At 73.5% G+C, this 25,845-nt stretch carries 25 protein-coding genes; 11 read left to right on the top strand and 14 right to left on the bottom strand.

Annotation, left to right across the window (positions count from 1 at the left end):
* Positions 1-65: 65 nt before the first annotated feature.
* Positions 66-2,534, bottom strand: a complete 2,469-nt coding sequence (locus AB0F77_RS18800; protein WP_361949316.1) for a Helicase associated domain protein — start codon at positions 2,532-2,534, stop codon at positions 66-68.
* Between the two features lie 320 nt (positions 2,535-2,854).
* Here AB0F77_RS18800 and AB0F77_RS18805 point away from each other — a divergent pair, with 320 nt between their 5' ends.
* The 3 genes from AB0F77_RS18805 to AB0F77_RS18815 all read left to right on the top strand — a co-directional run bounded on the left by AB0F77_RS18805 (position 2,855) and on the right by AB0F77_RS18815 (position 4,744).
* Positions 2,855-3,253, top strand: coding sequence for a hypothetical protein (locus AB0F77_RS18805; RefSeq protein ID WP_361949319.1), 399 nt, complete (start codon positions 2,855-2,857; stop codon positions 3,251-3,253).
* Between the two features lie 100 nt (positions 3,254-3,353).
* A complete protein-coding gene (locus AB0F77_RS18810; protein ID WP_361949321.1) occupies positions 3,354-3,989 on the top strand; it encodes a class F sortase in 636 nt (211 codons plus the stop codon).
* Positions 3,990-4,183: 194 nt separating this feature from the next.
* Positions 4,184-4,744 (top strand): hypothetical protein, encoded by a 561-nt coding sequence (locus AB0F77_RS18815; RefSeq protein WP_361949324.1) that lies wholly within the window; start codon positions 4,184-4,186, stop codon positions 4,742-4,744.
* Between the two features lie 58 nt (positions 4,745-4,802).
* Here AB0F77_RS18815 and AB0F77_RS18820 read toward each other — a convergent pair whose 3' ends face one another.
* The 3 genes from AB0F77_RS18820 to AB0F77_RS18830 form a co-directional block, all read right to left on the bottom strand.
* Positions 4,803-5,540, bottom strand: a complete 738-nt coding sequence (locus AB0F77_RS18820) for an NPP1 family protein (RefSeq protein ID WP_361949404.1) — start codon at positions 5,538-5,540, stop codon at positions 4,803-4,805.
* 385 nt (positions 5,541-5,925) lie between these two features.
* A complete protein-coding gene (locus tag AB0F77_RS18825) occupies positions 5,926-7,371 on the bottom strand; it encodes a glyceraldehyde-3-phosphate dehydrogenase (protein WP_361949327.1) in 1,446 nt (481 codons plus the stop codon).
* A 28-nt stretch (positions 7,372-7,399) separates the two neighbouring features.
* Entirely contained in the window at positions 7,400-9,499 is a 2,100-nt protein-coding gene (locus AB0F77_RS18830) for a SpoIIE family protein phosphatase (RefSeq protein ID WP_361949330.1), read from the bottom strand.
* A 193-nt stretch (positions 9,500-9,692) separates the two neighbouring features.
* Between AB0F77_RS18830 and AB0F77_RS18835 the strand changes: the two genes are divergently transcribed.
* On the top strand, positions 9,693-12,362 hold the full coding sequence (locus AB0F77_RS18835) for a LuxR C-terminal-related transcriptional regulator (RefSeq protein ID WP_361949406.1): 2,670 nt from the start codon (positions 9,693-9,695) through the stop codon (positions 12,360-12,362).
* 133 nt (positions 12,363-12,495) lie between these two features.
* The gene (locus AB0F77_RS18840; RefSeq protein WP_361949333.1) at positions 12,496-12,693 is read left to right on the top strand and encodes a hypothetical protein; all 198 of its coding nucleotides are present in this window, start codon (positions 12,496-12,498) and stop codon (positions 12,691-12,693) included.
* A gap of 13 nt (positions 12,694-12,706) precedes the next feature.
* On the opposite strand, the gene AB0F77_RS18845 is transcribed toward AB0F77_RS18840, so the two are convergent.
* Positions 12,707-14,116, bottom strand: coding sequence for a DUF2252 domain-containing protein (locus AB0F77_RS18845; protein ID WP_361949336.1), 1,410 nt, complete (start codon positions 14,114-14,116; stop codon positions 12,707-12,709).
* Positions 14,117-14,307: 191 nt separating this feature from the next.
* Between AB0F77_RS18845 and AB0F77_RS18850 the strand changes: the two genes are divergently transcribed.
* A complete protein-coding gene (locus AB0F77_RS18850; protein ID WP_361949339.1) occupies positions 14,308-14,724 on the top strand; it encodes an SHOCT domain-containing protein in 417 nt (138 codons plus the stop codon).
* Between the two features lie 42 nt (positions 14,725-14,766).
* Positions 14,767-15,201: a hypothetical protein gene (locus AB0F77_RS18855; RefSeq protein WP_361949342.1), complete on the top strand. Its 435-nt coding sequence runs from the start codon at positions 14,767-14,769 to the stop codon at positions 15,199-15,201.
* 7 nt (positions 15,202-15,208) lie between these two features.
* Here the strand turns inward: AB0F77_RS18855 and AB0F77_RS18860 are convergent, their stop codons facing one another.
* From AB0F77_RS18860 to AB0F77_RS18880, 5 genes are all read right to left on the bottom strand, one after another.
* Positions 15,209-15,838 carry an ATP/GTP-binding protein gene (locus AB0F77_RS18860; RefSeq protein WP_361949345.1) on the bottom strand — a complete coding sequence of 210 codons (630 nt, stop codon included), beginning with the start codon at positions 15,836-15,838 and terminating at the stop codon, positions 15,209-15,211.
* Between the two features lie 62 nt (positions 15,839-15,900).
* Entirely contained in the window at positions 15,901-16,260 is a 360-nt protein-coding gene (locus AB0F77_RS18865; RefSeq protein WP_361949348.1) for a DUF742 domain-containing protein, read from the bottom strand.
* A 1-nt stretch (position 16,261) separates the two neighbouring features.
* Complete coding sequence (locus tag AB0F77_RS18870; RefSeq protein ID WP_361949351.1) at positions 16,262-16,693, bottom strand: roadblock/LC7 domain-containing protein; 432 nt, start codon at positions 16,691-16,693, stop codon at positions 16,262-16,264.
* Complete coding sequence (locus tag AB0F77_RS18875; RefSeq protein WP_361949354.1) at positions 16,690-19,155, bottom strand: nitrate- and nitrite sensing domain-containing protein; 2,466 nt, start codon at positions 19,153-19,155, stop codon at positions 16,690-16,692. Before AB0F77_RS18875 ends, AB0F77_RS18870 begins: the two co-directional genes overlap by 4 nt.
* A 169-nt stretch (positions 19,156-19,324) precedes the next feature.
* Entirely contained in the window at positions 19,325-20,332 is a 1,008-nt protein-coding gene (locus tag AB0F77_RS18880) for a substrate-binding domain-containing protein (protein ID WP_361949357.1), read from the bottom strand.
* A 359-nt stretch (positions 20,333-20,691) separates the two neighbouring features.
* Here AB0F77_RS18880 and AB0F77_RS18885 point away from each other — a divergent pair, with 359 nt between their 5' ends.
* Complete coding sequence (locus AB0F77_RS18885; RefSeq protein ID WP_361949359.1) at positions 20,692-21,003, top strand: hypothetical protein; 312 nt, start codon at positions 20,692-20,694, stop codon at positions 21,001-21,003.
* Between the two features lie 38 nt (positions 21,004-21,041).
* Here the strand turns inward: AB0F77_RS18885 and AB0F77_RS18890 are convergent, their stop codons facing one another.
* Entirely contained in the window at positions 21,042-21,230 is a 189-nt protein-coding gene (locus AB0F77_RS18890; protein ID WP_361949362.1) for a hypothetical protein, read from the bottom strand.
* 125 nt (positions 21,231-21,355) lie between these two features.
* Positions 21,356-22,399: an L-glyceraldehyde 3-phosphate reductase gene (gene mgrA, locus AB0F77_RS18895; protein ID WP_361949365.1), complete on the bottom strand. Its 1,044-nt coding sequence runs from the start codon at positions 22,397-22,399 to the stop codon at positions 21,356-21,358.
* Between the two features lie 262 nt (positions 22,400-22,661).
* Between mgrA and AB0F77_RS18900 the strand changes: the two genes are divergently transcribed.
* A complete protein-coding gene (locus tag AB0F77_RS18900) occupies positions 22,662-23,204 on the top strand; it encodes a DUF2269 family protein (RefSeq protein ID WP_361949368.1) in 543 nt (180 codons plus the stop codon).
* Between the two features lie 25 nt (positions 23,205-23,229).
* On the opposite strand, the gene AB0F77_RS18905 is transcribed toward AB0F77_RS18900, so the two are convergent.
* A complete protein-coding gene (locus AB0F77_RS18905) occupies positions 23,230-23,808 on the bottom strand; it encodes a TetR-like C-terminal domain-containing protein (RefSeq protein WP_361949371.1) in 579 nt (192 codons plus the stop codon).
* A gap of 85 nt (positions 23,809-23,893) precedes the next feature.
* On the opposite strand from AB0F77_RS18905, the gene AB0F77_RS18910 reads away from it, so the two are divergent.
* Both AB0F77_RS18910 and AB0F77_RS18915 read left to right on the top strand, forming a co-directional pair.
* Positions 23,894-24,406 carry an FBP domain-containing protein gene (locus AB0F77_RS18910; RefSeq protein ID WP_361949374.1) on the top strand — a complete coding sequence of 171 codons (513 nt, stop codon included), beginning with the start codon at positions 23,894-23,896 and terminating at the stop codon, positions 24,404-24,406.
* Positions 24,407-24,501: 95 nt separating this feature from the next.
* Positions 24,502-25,086, top strand: coding sequence for a TetR/AcrR family transcriptional regulator (locus AB0F77_RS18915; RefSeq protein ID WP_361949377.1), 585 nt, complete (start codon positions 24,502-24,504; stop codon positions 25,084-25,086).
* Between the two features lie 46 nt (positions 25,087-25,132).
* Here AB0F77_RS18915 and AB0F77_RS18920 read toward each other — a convergent pair whose 3' ends face one another.
* Entirely contained in the window at positions 25,133-25,603 is a 471-nt protein-coding gene (locus AB0F77_RS18920; protein WP_361949380.1) for a hypothetical protein, read from the bottom strand.
* Positions 25,604-25,845: the final 242 nt, after the last annotated feature.

The raw sequence follows: 25,845 nt of genomic DNA on the forward strand, positions 1-25,845 counted from the left end.
GTCGCGGTCACCCGGTGTCCGGCGGTGCGGGTCCCGGTGGTGCCGGGCTCGTGTTCGTGGGGTGGTTACGTCCAGCGCATGTCCAGGGCCGTGAGTTCGCGGGTCCGGTCCGGGGGCAGGGTCGCGGCGCGGGCGCGCTGGTTGCTGATCCAGGCCCCGAGCTTGATCTCCCGCCGCTCGCCCTCGCCCACCGTCAGCGTCTCGACGTGCTTGCGGGGCACGCTCAGATGCCCCTCCCGCTCCCTGAACTGCGCGGCGGCGGCCAGGTTGAGCGCCCACTTGTCGGCGTGCGACACCCGCGGCGCGGGCCGCTCCCGCTCGTCGGCCGGCCCGAACCCGAGGACGTGTTCGCACAGCCACCGCTGGCCGACGGTGAGCCGGTCCCAGCCGAGCCGCTGCGTCCGCACCCACCGCCCGAGGTCCTCGCCCTGCCGTACGGCGTCACCCGGCCCGGCGGGCAGCGCACCGCCCTCCGCCAGATGCAGCCGGGTCAGCTGGAAGCCGCGCTGCCACTCCACCGGCCAGGCCGGGCACCAGGCGGGGTCGATCTCCTCCAACTGCTCGCGCCGCTCCGCCGTCAGGGCGCCCGGCACCTCGTCCCCGCCCTCGTCCTCCGCGGAGCGACGGGCGGCGGCCCGCTGGTTCTTCAGCCAGATCCCCAGCCGGAACCCCTGGTGGACGGCGTCGTGCGGCGCCAGCAGATGCCCGTGCTCGGCGGCCCACCCGCGCGCCGCGGTCAGCCCCTCCTCCCACGCCACGTCGAAGTGCGACCACACCATGCCGAGCCCCTCCAGCCGGCGGGCCCGCTCCTCGTCGAGGGTGCCGCGCGACCGCAGGCGCCGGGCGTCCGCGATCCACTGCCCGAGCGGGAACCCCGCGAGCGCCCCCGGCCACCCCGCCTCCTCGGCCGCCTCCCCGCCCGGCACCCGGAACGTGAACGGCACCCGCAGATCGCCGTGCGCCCGCGCGTAGAGCCCGGACGCCTCGACGCCGCGCCGCCAGTGGGCCTGCTCGGGGTTGATCACCCGCAGTTCGATGAACGCGGCCAGCCGCGCCGGATCACGCGGCGTCGAGAACTTCAGCAGCGCCCGCGCGGGTGCGCTCACCCCGGGCAGCCGCTCGTCCTCCTCGCCGAGCACCCGGCCCTTGGGGGAGCGGCTGGGCGCCTGCGGTTCGGCGAGCCGCTCCACGATCCGCGCGTCATGGGCGCGCAGCGCCTCCAGGAGCCGGGCGAGCCCCGCGTAGGCCCGGCTGGTGAGCATGGAGTCCGGTGTCTCGCCCGGCCCCAGCAGCACCGGTACGACCAGCGACGCCGTCTTGCCCTCGCCGGGCCGCACCCGCAGCGCCCGCCCCACCGCCTGCACCAGGTCGGGCATCGAGCCGCGCACGTCGGCGAAGTACACCGAGTCGCAGTGCTTGGTGTCGACACCCTCGCCGAGCACCCTGACCGAGCTGAGGAATGCCTGCCGCGCCGTACCGCCGCCCGTACCGCCGCCGGGGGCGCCGACCCGCGCGAACTCCTCCAGGACCCGGCGCCGGTGCGCGGGCGCGTGGTCGCCGCACAGCCAGTCCGCCCAGACCGTTTTCGGACAGCGGCCCGGCTCGGCCGAGTGCAGCCGCGCCGCGACCTCCGGCAGCCCGGCCGCGAACGCCTCGGCCTCCTTGACGAGATGGTGGAACACCAGCGTCCGCCGCAATCCCTCCTCGGCCGACGCCTTCACCAGCGCCGCCTGGAGCGCCGCGAGCCGCGCCCCGCGCAGCTCGTCCGTCCGGCCCTCCGCGCCGAGCAACTGGGCTGCCTGGAGCCGGGTGTCGGTGACGTCCACGCACACCACCTGGTACGGCGCGCAGATGCCCCGGTCGATCGCCGCGGACAGCGTCAGCGTGTGACAGCGCGCCCCGAACGGCCCGTCGGGATCGTCGTCCATGGAGGCCACGAGACCGCCGGGCGCCTCCCCCTGCCCGTCCTCCTCCGGCTGCCACAGGCGCGGGGTGGCCGTCATGTACAGCCGGCGCAGCGCGGGGACGCGCGTGTTGTCGTGCACGACCGCCCACGGCTTGCCGATCCGGCCCGACGTGCGGTGCGCCTCGTCCACGACGATCAGGTCCCAGCCGGGGAGCCCGGCGGCGTGCGCGCGCTCCAGGGTGCCGAGGCCCAGGGAGGCGTACGTCGCGAAGACGGTGACCCGGTCGAAGGGCCGCACCCACGCGACCAGCTCGCCCACGTCCGTGGTGCTGGGGAACCCGGCCTGGTCCCCGCGCAGCGAGGACACCCCGATCATCGGCCCCGACCGGCCGCCCGCGCGCCAGGCCGCCTCGGTCTGGGCGAGCAGGTCGAGCGAGGGCACCAGCACCAGCACCCGGCCCGCGCGCAGCTCCTCGGCCGAGCGGACCGCGACCAGGGTCTTGCCCGAACCGGTCGCCATGACCACCTGGGTGCGCAGACCGCGCGGCGGCAGGGACGCTCCGGCCGGCAGTTGCAGTGCGCGGACCACCGCGTCCACGGCCTCGCGCTGGTGGGGGCGTAGTCTCACGCGAGCGACGATAGCCCAGCGCCACCGCGCCCGGCCGTCGCGAGCCCGGCGGGGACGCCGCCGCTCGGCGGACCGGCTGCCCGATGCCGATCATGTTGCCCTCGCCGTCCCGGAACCAGGCGGCACGGTCGGCCCGTCCGGCCGCTCCTCCACCGGTTCCCCGGAACGCGGGAGGGGGCCGGGCGGGGTGCACGGGTAACCCGGGTGGGCGGTCCGGATGGTGCGGGCGGAGGGGGTGCTTGACGGTGGTTCATGTCGGGTCCGGGTGATCCCAGCTGATGGAGTGTCGGCTGCCCGGACCGCGGCGGAAGGACTTCCCGATGCGTTCTGCCCGCATTTTCCTGGCCACGGCCGTCGCCGGAGCCGCCCTCGCGCTCTCCGCCCCCGGGGCCCACGCCACAGGTGACGGCGCCCTCGCCCTGGTGACCGTCGACGACGGGAGCTCGGACAGCGGAGACAACAGCAAGTACGACCCGGAGACCTACAAGGACAAGGAGAGCGACAGCGGCGGCGGCAAGGAGTCCGGCGGCGGCAAGGAGTCCGAGGGCGGCGGCGGCAAGGACTCGTGGAGCGAGCCCAGCGGCGGCGTGCACACCGGCGGCGGCGGGCTCGCCCCGTCGTCCGGCGGTGTCACCGCGGGCGGTCTCGCCGTGGTGGCGTTCCTCGGCACCGGCGTCTACGCGCTGCGCCGCCGCACCGGTGCCGCACGGGCCTCCTGACCGGCGGCCGACGTTCGAGACAGGGGACGGGGCCGCCGCCGCGCACACCGTGCCGGCGGCCGCCTTCCCCGCAGGCCGCGACCGAGTGAGGTGATTCGTCATGGCAGCTCCCGCGCCGTCCTCCGGCTCCGGGGCCGGCCCGCGTTCCGGCGGACGCATGGTGATGTGGGGCGTCGCCCTGCTGCTCCTGGCCGTCGGCATGATCGGCGGCAGGTCGTCCGGCGGCGCCGACCAGGCCCGCGCCGGGGACTCCGCGGCCACCGCGCATCCGGCGGGCAAGCACCTGCCCCGCTCCGGCCCGACCCGGCTGCTCATCCCGAAGATCGACGTGGACGCCCCGTTCACCACCCTCTCCCTGGACCCGTCGGGCCGGCTCCGGCCGCCGCCCGCGGACGATCCGAACCTCGTCGGCTGGTACGGCAGGGGCGCCTCACCGGGTGAGGCGGGCACCGCGATCATCGCCGGGCACGTGGACACGACGACGGCGGCGGCCGTGTTCGCCGGGCTCGACGCGCTGGGGCCGGGCGACCGCTTCTCCGTGCGGCGGGCCGACGGCAGGACCGCGACCTTCGTGGTGGACAGCGCCGAGACCTTCGAGAAGGACGACTTCCCGAGCCGCCGGGTGTACGCCGACACCCCGCGCGCCGAGGCCCGGCTGATCACCTGTGCCGGGGACTACGACCACGCGGCGAAGGACTACACCGAGAACCTGGTCGTGTTCGCCCATCTGGTCTAGGGCGGGCGTTTCCCGGTCGGCGGGGAAACGGGATCGAGCCGGTGGCCCGGCCGAAATTCGGCGCAACCATTTCCTTCTTTCTGGTGCGGGTAAATTCCGAGAATGCGGTGCAACCAGTGTCCGGAGAAGGCGGTCTTCAGTTGTGCCGAACACCGGGAATGGCCCGGTGGAAATGAAACGGGGAATTACTCGTCATGAGCATTCGTGTGCGCAGCCGGAAGTCCGTTCTCGCCGCCGTCGCTTTCGCCGCGGCGCTTTCCCTCGCCGCCGTCACCCCCGCGCTCGCCGGTACCGGCGCGACCCGTGCGGCGCACTCGGCGTCCACGGCGCACACGGTGTCCACGGCGCACACGGCGCCCACCGCCCGGACCGCCGCGGTCTCCGGCGTTCAGGGCGACCCGCGGGACATCACCCAGCGCGTGGCCGACTTCTACGGCGCCTACATCGACTCCGTCTGGGACAACGAGGACCCGGCGGCCGGGGCGAACGCCACGGCGCTGCGGTCCTTCTACCTCTCCGCCGACGCGCAGCGGAAGGTCGCCGCGTACGAGGCGCAGCAGCACGCGGACGGCATCCTGTTCGCGCAGAACGTGCCGGTGAAGTGGGCGGTCTCCTACACCGGTTCGGGCGCGGGCCACGCCACCGACCGGGTCACCCTCACCTGGAGCGACGGCGCCGACGCCCAGGTCACCACGATCGACGTCCTGTCCGACCTGCGGACCCGCAAGATCATCGACCTGAAGCAGGCGGGCTGACCGGGCGCCCGGTGTGCCTCCCCTTCGCCGAAGGGGAGGCACACCGGGCGCGGGGACGTCAGGCGTTGGGGTCGAAGGGGATTCCCGACGGCATGGAGTGGGCCAGGTGCCACTGGAAGTCGCCGTCCTTGATCTTGATGGTCGCCTCGCCGAAGTTGGCGCTCAGCAACTTGTCGCGGTAGCCGGCCGGGTAACCGTCCCAGCCCACGAGGCGCGGGTAGAACCAGTTCCCGGTGGCGTTCTCGGCCGGTTCGTCGTTGTTGTTGGCGAAGCGGAAGCAGTGCGTCGAGACGCCGTCCTTGTGGTACACGACCTTCGGGTGCGTGCCGTCGAAGCGGATCGACGAGCGCCCGGCCACCTGGTAGCCGGAGTGCTGCGACACCGAGACGTACTGCACCTCGTTGTTGTTGATCCACACCACGACGTGCTCCCAGTCGTGGGTGTGCCCGATCGCGGCCGGTCCCAGGGTGGCCTGGTCCTTCTCGAAGTAGCTGGCGTACATCACCGCGCACCAGCCGTTGTTGCACTTCTCGCGCGAGTAGGTGTTGGCGTTGGCGAGCTGCGCGGGGTCGTGGCAGTGGCCGTTGACGTCGCCGCCGAGCTTGAGGCCCGGGTTGATGGTGCCGTCGGCGCCGATCGCGGCCGTCGCGTAGCAGCCGTCGCCGTCGTAGTCGTAGGCCGGGGAGAAGCTCTGCTCCAGGCCGTCGGCGTTCTGCGGGAGCAGTTGCAGGACGTTGGCGCTCGCGGTGTTGGGCACCGCCAGCACCAGGGCGAGCGCGCCGAGCGCCGCGGCCAGAGCCGAGCGTCGCGTCCGGCGTGAACGGGCCGGCGCGGCCGGCGGGTTCGGGGAGTCGGAGGTGGGGGGTACGGATTCGCGCACGGGAAGTCCTCACTCGTGAGCGGGGAGGCGTGGGTTGTCGCCTCGGCCCGGTGGGGAGGGGGGTGAAGGAGAGCTTGCGGCGGCCTTCTGGTGCTACGGGTCCAGACCATGACAGGAGAGGAATGCCAACGTCAACTCCCCTGTGCCCGCCCGTACTTCGTCATGCGGTGGTCGCCGACGCTTCCACCGGAATCCGTGCGTCCGCCCCGTGGTGTTGTGGTTCCTCCGGATACGGGTGACGCCGCCGGCCCGTGCGGGGCCGACGGCGTCGGAGAGATGCGGGGTGGGGAGGGCGGCGGTGTCAGACCGCCGGGGACGGGAAGGTCGGGTACTCGACCCCGGAGACGTGCTGGACGACCCGGACCACCTGGCAGGAGTAGCCGAACTCGTTGTCGTACCAGAGGTAGAGGATCGCGTTGTCGCCGTCGACCTGGGTGGCGCCCGCGTCCACGATCGAGGCGTGGCGCGAGCCGACGAAGTCGCTGGAGACCGCGTCGGGGGCGTTGATGAAGTCGATCTGACGGCGCAGCGGCGAGGTCAGGGACACCTCGCGCAGATGGTCGAGGACCTCCTCGCGGGTGGTCTCGCGGGCGAGCCGCAGATGGAGGATCGCGATGGAGACGTCCGGCACCGGCACCCGGATCGAGCTGCCCGTGATGCGCGCCCCGAGGTCGGGCAGGGCCTTGGCGACGGCGGAGGCGGCGCCGGTCTCGGTGAGGACCATGTTGAGCGGCGCCGAACGTCCGCGCCGGTCGGACTTGTGGTAATTGTCCAGCAGGTTCTGGTCGTTGGTGAACGAGTGCACGGTCTCCACGTGGCCGCGCAGCACGCCGTACTCGTCGTCCATCGCCTTGAGCGGCGGGACGATGGCGTTGGTCGTGCAGGACGCGCACGACAGGATCCGCTCGTCCGGCTTCAGCCGGTCGTGGTTCACGCCGTGCACGATGTTGGGGACGTCGCCCTTGCCCGGCGCGGTCAGCACGACCTTGTCGATCCCGGGGCGCAGATGGCGCGACAGGCCCTCGCGGTCGCGCCACTTGCCGGTGTTGTCGATGAGGACGGCGTCCCTGATGCCGTACGCCGTGTAGTCGATCTCCGTCGGGTCGTCGGCGTGGATCACCTTGATCTCGTTGCCGTTGGCGGTGATCGTGCCGGCCGCCTCGTCCACGGTGATCGTGCCCTGGAAGGGGCCGTGGACGGAGTCGCGGCGCAGCAGCGAGGCGCGCTTCACGAGGTCCTGCCCGCCGCCCCCGCGCACGACGACCGCGCGCAGCCGCAGGCCGTTGCCGGAGCCGGACTTCTCGATGAGCAGCCGGGCGATCAGCCGCCCGATGCGGCCGAAGCCGTAGAGGACGACGTCGCGCCCCCCGTCGCACTCGATCTTGTTCGCGCCGGTGGCGCCGGCCACCGCCCCGGCGGTGAACTCCTCGACGGACAGGCCGCGTCCGTCGGCCTGGTGGGCCGCGGCGAGCAGACCGAGGTCGATCTGGGACGGACCGAGGTCCAGCCCGGCCAGTGCGGTCAGGAAGGGCATCGTCTCGGTGACGGACAGCTCGGCGCCGGCGATCTGCCGGGCGAAGCGGTGGGTCTTGAGGATGCCGATCACCGACTTGTTCACCAGGGAGCGGCTGTGCAGCAGGACGGTCACGTCCCGCTCGCGGTGCAGCTTCCCGATGAGCGGGATCATCGCCTCCGCGATCTCCTCGCGGTGCTTCCAGGTGGTGAACGAGTCCTCGTTGACAGTCACAGATCTACTCTTTCGAGCTAGGCGGCGCTCATATGCTAACCCGCCCGTCGTCCCCGTCCTCGGGCAGGGTCTGCTCCGTCCAGATCGTCTTGCCCTCCGGCGAGTACCGCGTGCCCCACGCCCGTGCGAGCTGCGCCGCGATGAACAGGCCCCGGCCACCCTCGTCGGCCGTACGGGCATGGCGCAGCCGGGGCGCGGCGGCACTGCCGTCGAGGACCTCGCAGGTCAGCGTGCGGTCGTTGATGAGGCGCAGCTGAACGGGCGGAGTGCCGTGGCGGATCGCGTTGGTCACCAGCTCGCTGACGATCAGTTCGGTGTTGAACGCCGTCTCCTCGTCCACCTTCCAGGCGACGAGCCGGTCGTGGGCGCGGCGCCGGGCCTCGGCCACCGCGTCCGCCTCGGACGGCAGCTGCCAGGTCGCGCACCGGTCGGCGGGGAACGAGTGCACGCGGGCCACGATCATCGCCGCGTCCCCCGCCGCGAGACCGGGCGGCAGCGCGTACACGACGGCGTCGCACAGGTCCTGGAGCGAGCGGTCGTGGAACTCCGGCGCCATGCGCAGCGGTCCGGGGTGCTCGGCGAGGTGCGCGGTCAGCCGCGGGTCGCTGGTGAACACCAGCACGCTGCCGCTCGGCACCTCGAACGCGACCGAGCCGAACGGGGTGTCGCCGACCGTGCCCAGGCGCGGCCCGGACGGGGCGTCGGGGACACCCACGGTGCGGTCGGGCCGCACCACCAGCGGCGACAGCCGCCCCGCGCAGGCCATCACACAACTGCCGCTGAGCGGATCGTGGATGGCGTACACGCAGTCCGCGCAGAGCATCTCGCGGCGCAGCGGGCCCCCGTAGGGCCGGCACGCGCGCTCGTGGGCCAGCTCCGCGGTGGTGTCGTGCAGCCGGGCGAGCAGCTCGTCGGGCGGCAGGTCGAAGGCGGACAGGGAGCGGATGACCGTGCGCAACTGCCCCATGGTGGTCGCCGCGTTGAGGCCCCGCCCGGCCACGCTGCCCACGACCAGCGCCGTCCGGGCGCCGGACAGCGCGATCGTGTCGTACCACGACCCCGGGTCCACCCCGGTCAGCGACAGATAGGCGGTCTCCAGGGAGGTGTGGCTCTCGGGCTCGCGCGGCAGCAGCTGGCGCTGGACCGTCGCCGCGACCGTGTGCTCCCGGGTGAAACGGCGGGCGTTGTCGACGCACAGCGCGGTGTGCGCGGCCAGCTCGACCGCGAGCCTCCGGTCGCCCTCGTCGAACGGCGGGGTGTCCCCGGTCCGGTAGAGGCTGAGCAGGCCGAGGACGGTGCCGCGCAGGGTGAGCGGCGCCGCGAGCAGGGTGTGGGCCCGCGTCGAGCGGATGGCGTCCGCGCGCGGCGCGTCGACGTCGTACCACGGGGCGTCGGGCGCCAGCCGCACCACCCGGGGACGCAGATCGGCGAGGGCCCGGGTGAAGGGCGTCGGCCCCGGCAGCCGGCGCACGTCGCCCACCGGGTGCGCCGCGGGCGGCCGGTCGTGCCGGCTGCGGAACGCGGTGCGCATCAGCGGGGTGTCCCCCGGCAGCGGCGCGAGCGGCGGCTCGTCGCCGCGCAGCACCGCGTCCACCACCTCGACGACGGCGATGTCGGCGAACGCGGGCACCACGGCCTCGACCAGTTCCTCACCGGTCACCGCCGCGTCCAGGCTCCGCCCGACCGTCCGCCGGACCGTGTCCAGGACCCGGCCCCGGCACCGGCCGCGCTCGCGCTCCGTCACGTCGATCCCGGTGACGGCCAGCCCCAGCGCCTCGCCGCGCGGATTGTCCAGGCGCAGCGCGGTGACCTCGACGTGGCGCACCTCGACCGGGGAGTTGCGCACCCGCGCGCGCAGGACGCGGCCGCGCAGCGGGACCCCGGTGTCCAGCACGTCGCGCACGAGGGCGGCGACGTCGTCGCCCACGACGTCGTACACGTCCTGGAGGCGGCGCCCCACCACGTCCTTCGAGGTCAGGCCGCGCAGCGCCGGGGTGGCGGTGTTGACCCGGACGATCCGCAGGTCCGTGTCGAGCAGGTGCAGGCCCACCGGGGACCGGGAGAACAGCGCCTCCAGCATCGAGACCGACATCTCCTCCGAGGGCGGCCCGGGCTCGCTGTGCACCACTGGGAGCACCTCCGGGACGTGTCGGCCGGCCAGGGGCCGGCCCTCGTGCGCGTGAGTCGACTCCCAGCCTGCCCCTGCCGCCCGGCCACCGCATGCGGGAGGCCCGCACCCCCGCCCTTTCGGCGCGCAGACGACCGGCCGGGCTGCGACACTGAGCGGGACAGCGCCAGTCATGATCCGACGGACGGTGGCGATGACCGCCATGGCCAATCAACCCGGGGCCGGCGCGCACGGGGACGCCTCTGTCGACCCCCGTGGAGAGCCGTTCCTCGGCACCCGGTTCGCCCCACCCGAACGACCCCCCACGTTCCTGCGCCGGGAGCGGCTGGTCCGCCGCCTCGACGAGGGACTGACGACCCCGCTGACCCTCGTCGACGGGCCGGCCGGCGCGGGCAAGACCCTCCTCGTCGCCGACTGGGCCGAACGCCCCGGCCACCCGGTCGCCTGGCTCACCGCCGAGGCCGCCGACCAGGCCCCCGGCGTCTTCTGGGCCTATCTCCTCCAGGCCCTGCACGCCGCCGGCGTCCCGCTCTCCCGGGGCATCGGCAGCCCCGCCCACGCCGGCAGCGTCGACCAGGGCCTGCTCGCCCGCCTCGCCGCCGACCTCGGCGCCCGCACCGCGCCCGCGATCGTCGTCCTCGACGAGTTCGAACGCGTCCCCTCGCCCGAGATCGCCGACCAGCTGGAGTACGTCCTCCACCACGCAGGACCCGGCATGCGGCTCGTCCTCGTCACCCGCAGCGAACCCCTCCTGCCCCTGCACCGCCACCGCGCCGCCGGCACCGTCACCGAGATCCGCGGCGCCGAACTCGCCTTCACCCCCGCCGAGGCCGCCGGACTGCTCACCGCCCACGGCATGCGGCTGAGCGACGACACCGTGTGCGCCCTCGTGCGCCGCACCCAGGGCTGGGCCGCCGGACTGCGGCTGTGCGCCCTCGCCGCCCAGCGCAGCGCGGACCCCGAACGCTGCCTCGCCGAGTTCGAGGCCGGCCACAGCACCGTCGCCGACTACCTGCTCGCCGAGGTCCTCAAGCGCCAGCCCGCCGGGACCCAGGACCTGCTGCTGCGCGTCAGCGTCGTCGAACGGTTCCGGCCCGGCCTCGCCGACGCGCTCACCGGACGCACCGACGCCGAGGCCGTCCTCGCCCGGCTGCACCACGAGAACGCCTTCGTCGAACCCCTCGGCCACGCCTGGTACCGGCTGCACCCGCTGTTCGCCGAGATCCTCCGCGCCCATCTGCGCGTACGCCACCCCGGCCTGGAGACCGAACTCCACCGCCGCGCCGCGCGCTGGCTCGCGGACGGCGGCTCGCTCGCCGAGACCCTCGCCCACGGCGCCGCCGCCGGGGACTGGGAGTTCACCTCCCGCGCCCTCGTCGACGACCTGGCCGTCGGCCGGCTGTTCACCGGGCCGCGCCCCGACGGCCTCGGCGAACTCTTCACCGGGATGCCGCCCGAGGCGGACGGCCTCGCCACCGGCCTCGTCCTCGCCGCCCGCGCCCTCGCCGACCGGGACCTGGAGCACGGCACCGCCGGGCTCAGCCGGGCCGAACGCACCCTCACCGAGGACGGCGCCGACCCCGCGGCCCGGCTCACCTGCGCCTTCCTCGAAGCACTGGTCGCGCGGTTCACCGGCTCCCCGGACCGTGCCGAACGCGCCGCCCGCGCCGCCCGGGACCTGCGGGAGTCCGTCGACCCCGAACGCCTCGACCGGCACCCCGAACTCCTCGCGCTGCTGCTCACCCACCTCGGCTCGACCCGGCTGTGGACCGGACACCTCGACGCCGCGCGCGCCGCCCTCACCGAGGCCGCCGGACCCGCAGGCAGCGTCGCCACCGCCGTACCCCGCCAGGAGTCCCTCGGCCACCTGGCCCTGCTCGACTACCTCGACGGCAGACCCGGCCGGGCCGAACGCACCGCCCTCGCCGCGCTGCGCGAGGCCGACCGCTACGGACTGCCCGCCACCGCCCGCTCCCGCACCGGCCGCCTCGTCCTGGCCGCCGTGGCCGTCGACCGCGACGAACTCGACACCGCCCAGGCCCTGATCGACCGCACCGGCACCGCCCGCCACCTCGCCGAGGACCCGGTCACCGCCGCCGCCCGCGCCCTCGCCGTCTCCCGGCTGCTGCTCGCCCGGGGCAGCAGCCGGGACGCCGCCGAGGCAGCCGTGCCCCCCGTCACCACCGTCGCCGCCTCCCCCTGGGCCGAGGACCACACCCTGCTGCTCACCGCCGCCGCCCACCAGGCCGACGGCGACCCCGAGACCGCCGTGAAACTGCTGGAGCCCGCGCTCGACCACCGGCCCGCCGTGGCCGTCGCCGCCGCCCGCGCCCGGCTCGCGGCCGGCGACCTGGCGGAGGCCCGCGACATCCTCGACACCCTCCCGGCCGTCCTGCCCGGCGGGCCCGCCCTCGCCGTGGCCGCCACCCTCGCCCGTGCCCAGGCCGCCGACCGCGCCGGGGACACCGCCACCGCCCGGCGCCTCGTCGGCCGTGCCCTGGCCGACGCCCGCCGCGACCGGCTGCGCCGCCCCTTCCTCGACGCGGGCCCCTGGCTGCGCCGGCTGCTCGACCGCACCCCCGCCTACGGCCCCGCCCGCGCCTGGCTCGACACCGGGCCCCGCACCGCCGCGCCCGCCGACCGTCCCGGGGAGCGGCCGGCGCCCGTCGTCGAGGAGATCAGCCCCCGCGAACGCGACGTGCTGCGACGCCTCGCCCTCCTGATGTCCACCGAGGAGATCGCCGCCGACCTCCACGTCTCCGTCAACACCGTGAAGACCCACCTCAAGAGCGCCTACCGCAAGCTCTCCGTCAACCGCCGCGCCGACGCCGTACGCCGGGCCCGCGACCTGCGGCTGCTGTGAGACGACCCGGACCGTCCGCGCCGCGCCCCCGTATCACCTGCGCCGGGTGAGGCCGGCCGCCCCCGCGCGGTGGAGGATCACGAGGAAGGGCACAGTGCTCCTGCGCCCACGCCACCCGCGGGGAGAGCAGCTCATGCGGTACGAGATCCGCATCGCCGGACATCTGTCCGAGACGCTCGCCGAGGCCTTTCCCGAACTCGAGCACGTCGTCGTGTCCGACCAGACCCTGCTGTACGGGCCGGTCGTGGACGACGCGCACCTGTACGGACTGCTGGCCAGGTTCCAGTCCCTCGGCCTGCGCCTGCTGGAGATGCGCAGGCTGCCCGAATGACCGGGAGACGCGCTCACAGGGACGCCGCCCGCACCCGGCCCGCGCGGACCGCCTCCCCGAGCGCCGCGTGGTCCCGCTCGTTGCGGTCGGCGTACGTCTGCGCGAAGGTCGTCAGCGCCCGGTCGAAACGGTCGCTGCCGCCCAGGTAGGCGCCGATCGCCACCGCGTCCCCGGAACGCGCGTGCGCCCGCGCCAGGCTCGCCCCGCACAGCTGGGCGAAGAGCGCGAGCAGTTCGGGCCCCATGGTCTCGGGGCGCGCGATCCCCTTCCAGTCGCGCAGCTGGCGCACGTAGAAGTCCCGGCCCCGCCCGTCGATGCCCCGCAGATGCGTCCACCCCAGGAAGATGTCGCTCGCGCTCTGGATCAGCCGCTGCCCCGACACCACCCGGCGCCCCTGGTTGTCGTACCGCTCGCCGCGCGTGAACGGCGCGAGCACCGACTCCTGCGCCTCCTTCGCCTGGAGGACCAGCGGATCGTCGTCGTCCCTGCCGAGCAGCAGCACGATCCAGCAGCGGGTGCCGACGCTGCCCACGCCCACCACCTTGCGGGCCATGTCCACCAGCCGGTACCGGTGCAGCAGGTGCCTGCGCTCGGAGGGCAGACTGCGGGCGTAGTTCTCCAGGATCGCGTGCAGCTCCCGCTCCGGCATGTCCTCGGCCATGTCGTCCACGAGGTCCCGCAGCGGGGTGATCAGCGGCGGGTCCGGGGTGAAGCGCCGGCCCTCGGCGGTGACCCGGGTCAGCTTCTCGAACGCCTGGAGCTGCGTCCGGGTCAGCGCCTTCGCCCGCGCCTCGGCCACCCTGCGCAGGGCCTTGTGGCCGGGCGGAGTGTCCAGCAGGGTCTGGATGCGGTCGGCGTCGTCACGGGCGTACCAGACGTCCAGGGTGCGCATCCCCGCGAACTCCCGGATGCGCTCCCGGTAGGCCCGTACGCACTCGCGCACCATCGTGTCCTGCTCCCGCGCCGGGAAGCCGTTGGCGCGGCCCGCGATGACGAAGCTCGCCGCCAGCCGCTTCACGTCCCACTCGAAGGGCCCGGCCAGCGTCTCGTCGAAGTCGTTGATGTCGAACACGAGGTGCCGCTCCGGCGAGGCCAGCAGCCGGAAGTTCAGCAGATGGGCGTCGCCGCACAGCTGCACCGTCAGACCCGTGTCCGGCTGCGCGCCCAGGTCCGTCGCCATGATCGACGCGGCGCCCCGGTAGAAGCGGAACGGGGACTCCAGCATCCGGCCGTAGCGGATCGGCACCAGCTCGGGCACGCGCAGCGCCGACTGCCGCTCGATCACGTCCACCGGATCGGGCCGGCCCGCGTCCGGCTCGAACACGGCGTGCGCCGAGCGTGGCAGACGGATCCGGACGGACCTGCCGTCGTCCGCCCGCGCCGCGGGTGACGGCGTGCCCTGGACCTCGGTGAGCGTGGTCATGGTCCAGCCTCCTCGAAGCGGGGCTCCGGACGCGGAGGTCGCGCCGGGGCCGTTCCCCCACGCCCACACCACCCCCGCGGCGACCGCGGCGGCTCACCCGCCGCGGGTGATCCACGCCCGTGCCCGGCGCGCGACGCTGTGGGGGGCGTGGACAGCCGCCCCGGGTGTCCACCGGCACGGAGGAGGAGAAAGTGGCCGATCACCCGTACCTCGCGTACGACTATCCGCTGCTGAGCGCGTTCTGGACGATGCTGGTCCTCTTCCTGTGGATCCTGTGGTTCGTCCTGCTCTTCCGCGTCGTCCTCGACATCTTCCGCGACGACTCGCTCAGCGGCTGGGCCAAGGCGGGCTGGCTCGTCCTCGTCATCGTGCTGCCCTTCCTCGGCGTCCTCGTGTACGTCGTCGCGCGCGGCAGGTCGATGGGCAGCCGCGAGGCCGCGCAGGCGCGGGCCCGGCGCGAGGAGTTCGACAGCTACATCCGGGAGACCGCGGGCCGGACGTCCGCGCCGAGCAGCGTGGACCAGCTCGCCAGGCTGTCCGAGATCCGCGCCCGGGGCGACATGACCGACGAGGAGTTCCGGCGGGCCAAGGAGAGGGTCCTCGGCTGAGCCGGCCGAGCACGGCCGTACGACAGGAAACGAGGCAGACCCATGACCGTGTCACACCACCCGTACACCGGGACGAGGCCCGACTGGGCCGAGGGCGTCGTGGTCTTCGGCGCCGTCATGCTGATGATCGCCGGACTGCTCGGCATCTTCCGGGGCATCATGGCGATCGCCCAGGACGACGTCTTCGTCTCCACACCCCAGTACGTGTTCAGGTTCGACCTGACCGGCTGGGGCTGGATCCACCTCGTGCTCGGCGTGATCGCCGTCGTGGTGAGCTTCGGCCTGTTCCGGACGGCGACCTGGTCGCGCGTCGCCGGGGTGGCCATCGCCGCGCTGGTGATCATCGCGAACTTCCTGTCGCTGCCGTACTACCCGGTGTGGTCCATCGTGATGATCGCCTTCTCCAGCTTCGTGATCTGGGCGCTGTGCGTGGTCAAGCGGGAGGACCTGAGCGACGAGCACCTGCGGGCCGGGTGAGGCCCCGTCAGGCCGGCGCGTCGTCCTCCGCCTCCCGCTTCCGCAGCGCCGTGGCGATCAGTTCGTCCAGGAGCGCGATCAGCACGTCGCGGCTCGACTCGCGCTCCCGGGCGTCGCACAGCAGCACCGGCGTGCCCTCGGGCAGCGCCAGCGCGTCCCGGATCTCCTCGGGGGAGTAGGGGTGCCGGCCGTGGAAGCCGTTGACGCCGATGACGAACGGGATGCGCCGGCGCTCGAAGAAGTCGATGGCCGCGAAACTCGTCCGGGGCCGGCGGACGTCGATCAGCACCACCGCCCCCAGCGCGCCGAGCGCCAGGTCGTTCCACATGAACCAGAACCGCTGCTGACCGGGTGTGCCGAACAGGTACAGCACCAGGTCCTGGCCGATGCTGATGCGCCCGAAGTCCAGCGCCACGGTGGTGGCCCGCTTCTCCTCGATGCCGTCGAGGTCGTCGACGCCGAGACCGGCCGCGGTCAGCGGCTCCTCGGTGCGCAACGGCGCGATCTCGCTGACCGAGCCGACCATCGTGGTCTTGCCGACCCCGAAGCCCCCGGCGATCAGGATCTTGACCGTGTCGGGAGCGGTGGCCGCCCCGGCGAAGGAGCCGGTCGGTGTCCGGCCCAGCTTGCTGGCCATGTGGCGAGGTGCCCTTTCGTATCGGAGAGATCGTCTCGAAGAAGAGCTTCCGGGGAGCGGTCCTAGAGCCGGCCGAGCCCTTCCCGGACCTTGCGCAGCAGGTCCAGGTCAGGTTCGGTGCGCGAGACCGGGTGCGGCGGGCGGACCCTGATGCGGCCCTCCTCCAGCAGGTCGCACAGCAGGATCACGACCACGCTCATCGGCAGGTCGAGATGGGCCGCGAGCTCCGCGACGGCGATCGGCCGGTCGCACAGCTTCAGGATGCGGGTGTGCTCCGGCTGCGGCCGGCCCGTCCACGCGGGCGGCGGGTCGACCGCGGTCACCGTCGTGATCAGGGTGAAGTCGGCGCGGCTGGGCCGGGTGCGACCGCCGGTCAGCGTGAACGGTCGTACCAGACGGCCCGCCGCGTCGCCTCCGCTCACCTCACTCGCCGCGATCGGACGCGACGGCGACACCCGCGCGCGGTGCCGCGCTCAGATGCTCGCCGATCTTCTTCACCAGCATGTTCATCTGGTACGCCACCACGCCCACGTCGGCTCCCTGGCTGGTGAGCACGACCAGGTGGGCACCGGGTCCGGCGGAGGTGAGGATCAGATAGCTGTTGGCCATCTCGATGAGGGCCTGGCGCACCGGGCCGCCCCGGAAGTCCATGCTGACGCCCTTGCTCAGGCTCATCAGCCCGGACGCGGTCGCTGCGAGACGTTCGGCGTCGTCGCGCAGGAAACCGGTGGACTTGCTGACGACGAGTCCGTCCTCCGACAGGACGACGGCGTGGTTCACCTCGGCGACCCGGTCGACGAGTCCGGTGAGCAGCTGGTCGAGCTGGGTGTGGGTGGCGGGCGTGGGGCGGGTCATGTCAGCGTCCTTCGTGAGCGGTCGGCGGTCGGAGTCGGCTTCGGGGGGTCCCTCTCCTCGGGTGGTTCCTCGGGTTCGGGTGCGGACGGTTCGGCGTCGGGGACCCGTGCGGCGGGTTCCTCCGGAGCTTTCTCCTCCTGCTCGTACTGCGGCTCGGCGTCCTCGTCACGCGCCTTGAACGTGCCGCGCTGGAATCCGGCCAGGGAGGACGCGGCGCGTTCCGCGGTGAAGTCGTCGCCGGGGCAGTCGTCCTCGTCCGCCGTGAGCCGCGCCTCGTCGCGCAGTTCGAGCACCAGGCTCGTCTGCGGCACCCGGCGCGGCAGCGGGGGGATCCCGCCCCGCCCGTCCGCGGAACGCGGCCCGTCGGCGCGGGCCGGCCTGGCGTGCCGGGGGCGGGGCACGGCGGGGAGCTCCTGGCCGGGCGCGGGGCTCCGCGCGCCGTCCTCGTGCCCCTCCTCCGCCGACTCCCACACCTCGGCCCTCTCCTGCTCCGCCGCCGGCCGGGCGCCGCCCACTGCGGCCGCCGGGGCGGTGCCGGTCACCACGATCTCGTGCGGGACCAGCACGATCGCGGTGGTCCCGCCGTACGGCGACGAGCGCAGCGTGACCGTGATGCGGTGCCGGTTGGCGAGCCGGGCCACGACGAACATGCCGAGCCGCAGGTCGTCCGCGAGCCCGACCACGTCGAACTGCGGCGCCTTTGTCAACTGGGCGTTGAGCGCGGCGTAGTCCTCGTCGGCCATGCCGAGCCCGCGGTCCTCGACCTCGATCGCCAGCCCCTTGGCGACCAGCGCGGCCCGCACCCCGACCGGACTCGGCGCGGGGGAGTACACGGTGGCGTTGTCGATCAGCTCGGCCAGCAGGTGGATGACGTCGGCGACGGCGGGCGGGGCGAGACTGATCTCCTCCTCGGTGTGCACCTCCACCCGTTGGTACTCGGCGACCTCGCCGACGGCGCTGCGCAGGATGTCGATGAGCGCGACCGGATCGGTCCAGGTGCGGCCGGGCCGCTCCCCGCTGATGATGACCAGATTCTCCTCGTAGCGGCGCAACTGGCTCGCCGTGGAGTCCAGTTCGTACAGGCCCTTGAGGATGTCCGGGTCGTTGTGCTGGCGCTCCAGCGCGTCGAGCTTGCTCAGCTGGAGGTTGACCAGGTTCTGGCTCTCCCGGGCGATGCCGAGGATGACCTTCTGGAAACCCCGCCGGGTGTCGGCGAGTTCGACGGCGGTGTGCACGGCCGTGCGCTGCGCGGTGTTGAACGCCTGCGCCACCTGGCCGAGTTCGTCGCGGCCGTAGTCGAGCGGCGGGGTCGCCCGCTCCACGTCCACCCGCTCGCCCCGGTCGAGGCGGGCCACGACGTCGGGCAGCCGCTCCTCGGCGAGGCTCAGCGTGGCGATGCGCAGACCGCGCAGCCGGCGGGACAGGGAGCGGGTGATGCGCCAGGACATGCCCACGCACAGCAGCAGCGCGACGAGTCCGCCGATGCTCAGGAACCCGGCGGTCAGCAGCAGTCCGCGGGCGTTGTCGGCGCTGCGGTCCAGCAGGGCGGACGTCTGCTGCTGGATCAGGGCGGTGTACTGGTCGGCGACGTCGGTGAAGGCGGTGTTCCACTCCTCGCGGGCGTCGGGCAGCGGGATGGTGCCGGCCTTGCCCTCGGCGGACGCCCGGCCGGCCAGGACCCGGTCCTCGACGCTCTCCAGGGACTTCCAGCCCGGGCCCTGGAGGATGTGCTCGGCCTGCGACTTGGCGCTGCCGCGCAGCGAGGGCACGATCTGGTCGGAGACGAGCCAGCGGCGGGCGTCGACCAGCTGCCCGAACGTGGTCCACCGGTCCTGGTCGAGGTGCCCGTCCGACCAGGACAGGGTGAGCAGCGCGTCCTCCTGGGACGCCTGTTCGGCCGCGTGCTCCAGGGCGACGAGCGGACCGGCCTGGGAAGTGAGGTCGCCGTCGTCGACCTGAGACAGCTCCTGGAAGGCGTGGATCTGGTCGTCGATGATCGACGTGTACTGGTCGAGCACCTGCCGGGCGGTGATGTCGGTCGGGTCGTCGACCTGGCCGCGGTAGTACTCCAGGCTGCTCACGGACGCGACGACCGAGTACATGCGGTCCTTGATGCGGGCGGGCGCGCTCTGGATGTCCGAGGTCCGCCCGACCAGCTTGGCGACCGCGGCGTCCGTCTCCCGCCGCTGGGTTTCCAGGGCGGCGCGGGAGCCGTGCGGCGAGGCCAGCCAGGCCGCCGAGAGGCTGCGCTCGCGCTGGAGCGCGAGGGTGGCCTCGGTGCCCATGGCGCCGGTGGAGCGGCTCAACTCCGTCTGCCAGCGCAGCCGCAGGCCCTCCGAGAACATCTGGGTCGTCGTCACACCCCACATGGCGGCGAGCGTGACGCTCGGAACGAGGGCCAGCAGGATGAGGGAAAGACGTATGGAGCCGAGACGGCGGCGGGCACCGGTCCGTGGAGACATCGTCGTCCTTGTGGCGGTCAACGGGGGCGGCAGGGTACGGGGGACGAGCGCGGCGGGTGACTGCGTGTCCGATACGGCTGAGGGGGTGCGCAGGATGTTATCCGCCCACGTGACCGTGTGTACCGCGTGTGGTCGAATCGTTGGCTACGGTGTTGCGCGAAGTGTCCGGTCACCGTGTGCCGTCGGCGGCGAACCGGGCCACCGCGGCCACGTTCGCCTTGGTCACGAAGGCCGGTCCGGTGAGCACCGGGGCCACACCGCCGCCGCTGGTGTTGCCGTTGGTCCGGTACAGCCACAGCCCGTCCACGGCGAGGTAGCCCTGGAGGTAGGGCTGCTGGTCCACGGCGAACTGGACGTCGCCGGACTGCACGGCCTTCACCAGGTCCTTGTTGAGGTCGAACGTCGCCACGTGGGCCTTCACCTTCGCGGACTTCACCGACTTGACCGCGGCGAGCGCGAACTGGGCGCCGTTGGTGACCACTTCGTCGATGGTGGGGTCCTGCCGCAGCTGGGCCGTGAGGGAGTCGGACACGGCGTCCATGTCGGTGCCGTCCACGTAGAGCATGTCGGTCCGGCCGGCGAACGTCTTCTTCACCCCGGCGCAGCGCGCCTCCAGGGCGACGTTGCCGCGCTCGTGGATCACACAGAGGGCGTGCTTGGCCCGCAGGTCCTCCAGCTTGTCGCCGACGGCCCGGCCCGCGACGCTCTCGTCCTGCCCGAAGTACTCCAGCGCGCCCTCCGACTGCCAGGCGTCGATGCCGGAGTTGAGGGCCACCACCGGTATCCCCGCGGCCCGTGCCTGGGCGACGGGGCCGCGCATCGCCTCCGGCTTGGCCAGCGTCACGGCGATGCCGTCAGCCTTGTTCTTGATGGCGTCCCGCACCAGTTGCGCCTGCGCGTTCGCGTCCGGGTCGCTCGCGTACGTGAGGTCGATGCCGTCCTTGGCCGCGGCGGCCTCGGCACCCTTGCGCACCAGGTCCCAGAAGGCGTCGTCGTCGCTGCCGTGGCTGACCAGGGTGATCCGCAGCCCGCCGGCGGCGCCGTCGGAGGACGGGTCGGCCTTGTCCTGGCCGAAGCCGGAGCAGCCGCTCACGAGCAGACAGCCCGCGGCCGCCGCGGCGGTGAGCGCCGTGCTGCGCCCCGCTCTCGGGGAGACGGAACGTGGGTGAGTGTTCATGGGGGTGCGGCACCTCGCTGTGCGGCCGAGCAAGAGCGGTCGGGAGCCCAGCCCGACGCCGATTGCGTCAACCGAGTGACTCTCCCGGCGGGAGCCAATCGTGTGTGACGGCGGGTAGTCAAGTGTGCAATCCGGGTTAGTGACGTGTCGCCGCCGCATCGTGATGATCCGCGACTGTACCCGGCCCGGCGCCAACACGCTCCCACGGGCCAGGAGTTCCCCTGCGGCGACGGCATCCGTGCCACTAGATTTGCCGTCATGACCGCCATCACCCCACGCGCCGCGACAGCCCCGGGCGCCCCGGACGCGACACCGAGTGACATCCGCGTCCCGATCCCGTCGCCCCGCGCGACAGACCGGTGACCCTCCGCAAGGGCGACGTCTGGGACGTCGATACCGGCAAGGGGGTCCGCACGGTCCTCGTGGTGAGCCTCGACGGACTCGCCGAGGCGTACGGCGCCGTCCTCGCCCTCGCGCTGCACGCGCCGGCCCGGCATCCGGACACCGCGATGAGCGTGCGCCTGACCTCGCCGGTGGACGCCTCGGCCGTCGCGGTCAACGTCCTGCAACTGGCGGCGGGCCGCTTCGAGGCGGGGGTGCTCCACGGGAACATCGGGCCCGAGCAGCTGGAACTCGTGGACAACGCGCTGCGTGCCGTGCTGGACCTGTAGTCGGAGGGGCCGGGGTGAAGCGCGGGGGAGGGCCCCGGTCAGGGGCCGGGGCGGGTTTCCCCGAGGGCCCCACCGCCGCCCGCGTCGGGCTGACAGGTGGGGCACAGTTCGTGCAGTCCGTCGAGGGTGACGACGGTTCCCCAGCCGAGGCAGTGCTCGCAGTCGCGGGCCGGTGCCAGGTCGGGGCGGGGCGGCAGGATCGGGCTGTGGTGGGCTCCGTGTGCCATGGCGGGGTGCGGCTCCTTGAAGACGCTGGCTTCGATAGCTCCAGTTTTGTCCGATTTTTCATGGTTGTCAGTGACGAGTGTCACTCAGTGCCAACCGGGATCGCCCTGTCCGCCCCGTGGACGGCTCAGCGCAGGTTGCCGAGCCGGGCCTCGCGCCACAGGTCGACGCCGCCGTCCGTGGCGTGCTTGTCGATCTCGGCCAGTTCCTCGTCGGTGAAGTCCGGGTTCTCCAGCGCGGCGACGTTCTGCTCCAGCTGCTCGACCCGGGAGGCGCCGATCACCAGCGAGGTGACCCGCTCGTCGCGCAGCGCCCACGCCAGCGCCATCTGGGCGAGCGTCTGTCCGCGCCGGGCCGCGACGGCGTTGAGGGCGCGCAGCCGCTCGGTCATGTCGTCCGTCAGCCACGCGGCGTCGAGGCTGGTGCCCTTGGCGCCCCGGGAGTCCGCCGGGATCCCGTCCAGGTACCGGTCGGTGAGCATGCCCTGGGCGAGCGCGGTGAACCCGATGACGCCGAAGCCCTCCTCCTGGGCGACGTCGAGCAGGCCCTCGGTCTCGATCCAGCGGTTGAGCATGCTGTACGACGGCTGGTGGATGAGCAGCGGGGTGCCCAGGTCGCGCAGGATGGCCACGGCCTCCCGGCTGCGCTCGGCGTCGTACGACGAGATGCCGACGTAGAGCGCCTTGCCCTGGCGGACGGCGGTGTCGAGCGCGCCCATCGTCTCCTCCAGCGGCGTGCTGCCGTCGAGCCGGTGGGAGTAGAAGATGTCGACGTGGTCGAGGCCCATGCGGGTCAGCGACTGGTCCAGGGACGCGAGCAGGTACTTCCGGGAACCGCCGCCCTGACCGTAGGGGCCGGGCCACATGTCCCAGCCGGCCTTGGTCGAGATCACCATCTCGTCGCGGTACGGCGCCAGGTCCCGCTTCATCAGCCGGCCGAAGTTGACCTCGGCGGAGCCGTAGGGCGGCCCGTAGTTGTTCGCCAGGTCGTGGTGGGTGATCCCCAGGTCGAAGGCGCGCAGCGCGATCTCCCGCTGCGTCTCGAACGGGCGGTCGTCGCCGAAGTTGTGCCAGTAGCCCAGGGACAGGACGGGCAGGTCCAGTCCCGAGCGGCCGGTACGCCGGTAACGCATGACGCCGTCGTAGCGCGCGGGGTCCGCGACGTGGTTCATCGGGTGTACTCCGGGTGGTGCAGGGAGGGCGGGGAGGGGGCTCGCCCGAGCGGGCAATCCCGTCCACCCTGCTCCTCGGCGATCCCGAAGTCCAACCGATCCTTTCCATGGGATTCAGCGGCGCTGCTTCTGAATGGGGTTATGTGGCGGCGAACGGCGCGTGTGACGGCCGGGGGCGGTCCGGCTCTGCTCCCGGGGCCGTACGCACGGCTACTCCCCGGGGCAGACGCCGCCGGGGCCCGCGGACGGCACCGTGGTGCGGGTGACACTCCGCCGCCCCGCACGCCGGGCCCTCCTCGTCGTCCACGTCGTCGCCTCCGCGTGCTGGCTCGGGCTCTCGCTCGGCCTGCTCGCCCTCGGGACCACCGCGGCCACCACCGGCTCGCCGCCGGCGGTGGAGGCGTCCGTCCGGGCCATGAAGCTCTTCGCCGACTGGCTGGTGCTCCCCGTCGCCCTCCTGACCCTGCTGAGCGGGCTCGGGCTCTCCCTGGGCACCCCGTGGGGGCTCGCCCGGCACCGCTGGGTCGTCGTCAAGTTCTGGCTGACCCTGGCCACGACCGCGGCGACGGCCTTCGTGCTCCGTCCGGCGGTGAACTCCGCGTCCGCCGCCGTCGTCGCGGGCGGCCCGCTGCCCGAGCCGCGCGACGTCCTCATGGGCCCCGTCGTGTCCCTGTCCGCCTACGTCTTCATGACGGTGATCTCGGTCCTCAAGCCCTGGGGCCCCACCCGCCGCGGCCGACGCCTGCGCACGGCGTCCCGCCCCGCCCGTCCGGCGTCCGCGCGCGTCCGCACACCCGCCGGGTGAGGGGGCGCGGTCGGCCCCCCCCGGGTCAGGGGGCGGGCGGTGCGGGCCAGTGGCGCAGGAGCGCGTCGAGGGCGTCGACCACACGGGCCCAGGTCTCCTCGCTGTCGGGGGCGCTGTGGCTGAACCCGCCGTCCAGCTCCAGGCCGACGTAGCCGTTGAAGACGCTGCCCAGCAGCCGGACCGCGTGGGTCTCGTCGGGCTCGGTGAGGTCGTAGCCCCGCAGGATCGCCCGGGCCATCCGCGCGTGCCGTGCGCCGGCGCTCGCCGCGGCCGCCTGCGGGTCGAGCCTGAACCGGGCCGCGGCGTAGCGGCCGGGGTGCTCGCGGGCGTAGTCCCGGTACACGCCGCCCAGGGCGCCGAGCGCGTCCTTGCCCGCGCGTCCGGCCAGCGCCTCGGCGGCCCGGTCGGCCATCTCCTCCAGGGCGAGCAGGGCGATCCGGGTTTTCAGGTCGTGCGAGCCCTTCACGTGCGAGTACAGGCTCGCGACCTTGACGTCGAAGCGCCGGGCGAGCGCCGACACGGTCACCTGCTCGAAGCCGACCTCGTCGGCCAGCTCCGCCCCCGCCCGCGCCAGGCGCTCCGGCGTCAGTCCCGCACGTGCCACGACTCTCCCCCCATCAGGCGTAGGTCACAACCGATGTCTTTTATCTATTTGCCTAAAGCCTATAGGCAACTTTAGCCTGCCGGGCATGAAGCCGCTGACCGAACAAGAGATCCGGGCCGCGTTCCTGAACTGCACCAAGGGCGAGGCGAAGCGCCTGTCGGTCCCGCGCGACCTGGCCGACCGGCCCTGGGACGACCTCGACTTCCTGGGGTGGCGCGACCCCCAGGCCCCCGACCGCGCCTACCTGGTGACCGAGGGTGCCGAGAGTGCCGACGGGCCGGAGGGGCGGGCGCGGGGGATCGTGCTGCGCGCCTCCGCCGTGTCCTCGTGGCAGACACGGCGCAGCATGTGCTCGATGTGTCTGACCACGCACACCGGCGGGGTCACCCTGATGGTCGCGCCGAAGGCGGGCCGGGCCGGACAGCAGGGCAACTCGGTGGGCGCCTACATCTGCGCCGACCTCGCCTGCTCGCTGTACGTGCGCGGCAAGAGGGACGCAGGCGCGGGCTCCCGGCTCCCCGAGTCGCTGACCCTGGAGGAGAAGATCGGGCGGACCGTGGCGAACGTCGCGGCGTTCCTCGCCAAGGTGACGGCCTGAGCCGGCGTCCTGACCCCTGCCCCGGCCCCGCCCCGGTTGGCCGGCCGGTCGGACGGGCTCCTAAGGTGTACGGGGGCCGTCCGGGGAAGTACTCCGTGTCGTCCCTCCCGAGGGGAGGAGCCGTGGTCGAGCGGCGGCAGGTGGCGGGACGCGCGGACGCGGTGAAGAACCGCGAGCACCTCCTGCGGGTGGCGCACGACGCCTTCGCCGAGGACGGCGCGACCTCGCTCAACGTCATCGCCAAGCGGGCGGGCGTCGGCGCCGGCACGCTCTACCGGCACTTCCCGACCCGTGAGGACCTGATCCTCGCCGTGTACCGGAACGACGTGGAACGGCTCGTCGGCGAGGTCGGCCAGGTGCTCGCGGAACACGCCCCGCTGGAGGCGTTCCGCGTCTGGTTCGACCGGCTCGCCACGTACGTGCGGCTCAAGCACGGGCTCGGCGAGGCGCTGAACACGGCCGCCGCGCAGAAGGTCATCAACGAGACCTACGCCCCCGTCACCGCCGCCGTCGCCGAGCTCCTGGCCGCCTGCGAGCGCGACGGCAGCGTGCGCCCCGGGCTCGAACCGGGCGACGTCCTGCTCCTGATGGGCTTCCTGTGGCGCGTCGGGCCGGGTGAGGCGGGCCTCGCCCAGGCCCGCCGGATCATGGACCTCGCCATCACGGGCTTCCGCCCCTGAGACCCGCGACGGCCTTCCCGCGCGCGGCGGACGAAAGGCCGCGAGGTCACTCCCACAGCGGGTACGTCATGACCCGGGTGAACCCCTCGGGCCTCTCCGACGCGTAGGTCAGGCTCATCCGCGTGTAGTGGTCCATCTGCGGGTTCTTCGCCCAGGACCGCGGCCGGTCGAGCCGGACCGTCACGTCGTACGAGCGGAACGTCCCGGCCGCGCAGTACGGCTTGCAGTCGTTCACCATGTTCACACCCGAGGCCGTCGCGGAGCCGGTGCCCCACTCCGACCAACGCAGTTGCGTCAGACGGCTGTTGCCGTCGCCGCAGGCCAGGATGAAGTCGTCGGGGCGCACGGTCGAGCGCCACGTGCAGTCGACCAGCACGGGCGCGGTCGACACCCGCACCGCCCGGTCGGCCGAGGCCGGCGCCGAGCCGGTGGGCGTCGCCGCCGCCGAGGTCGTCACTCCCGCGAGCAGCACGCCCGTCCACATCATGATTGCCGTACACCGCACTGGTCTGCGCATGTTCCGCTCCCGCCCGCCGGTTGCACGTGGGGCGGCCCCGCGCCGGTGGACGCGGCGGCCTCTTCAACGACGCTACGACCGTCCCGGAGGAACCACCACTCGCACGGAGCAACGTGGGGGAACGGGACGGCCGCCCGTCCTGTGGTGGGGGGGGGGGGCCCCCCCCGGCCGGGGCCCCCCCCCCCCCCCGGGCCCGGGGGGCGGCGCCCCGGCCGGGCACAAAACCCCCCGCCCGCGGGGCC

The sequence above is a fragment of the Streptomyces sp. NPDC026672 genome, assembly GCF_040638185.1.
Taxonomy (GTDB): domain Bacteria; phylum Actinomycetota; class Actinomycetes; order Streptomycetales; family Streptomycetaceae; genus Streptomyces.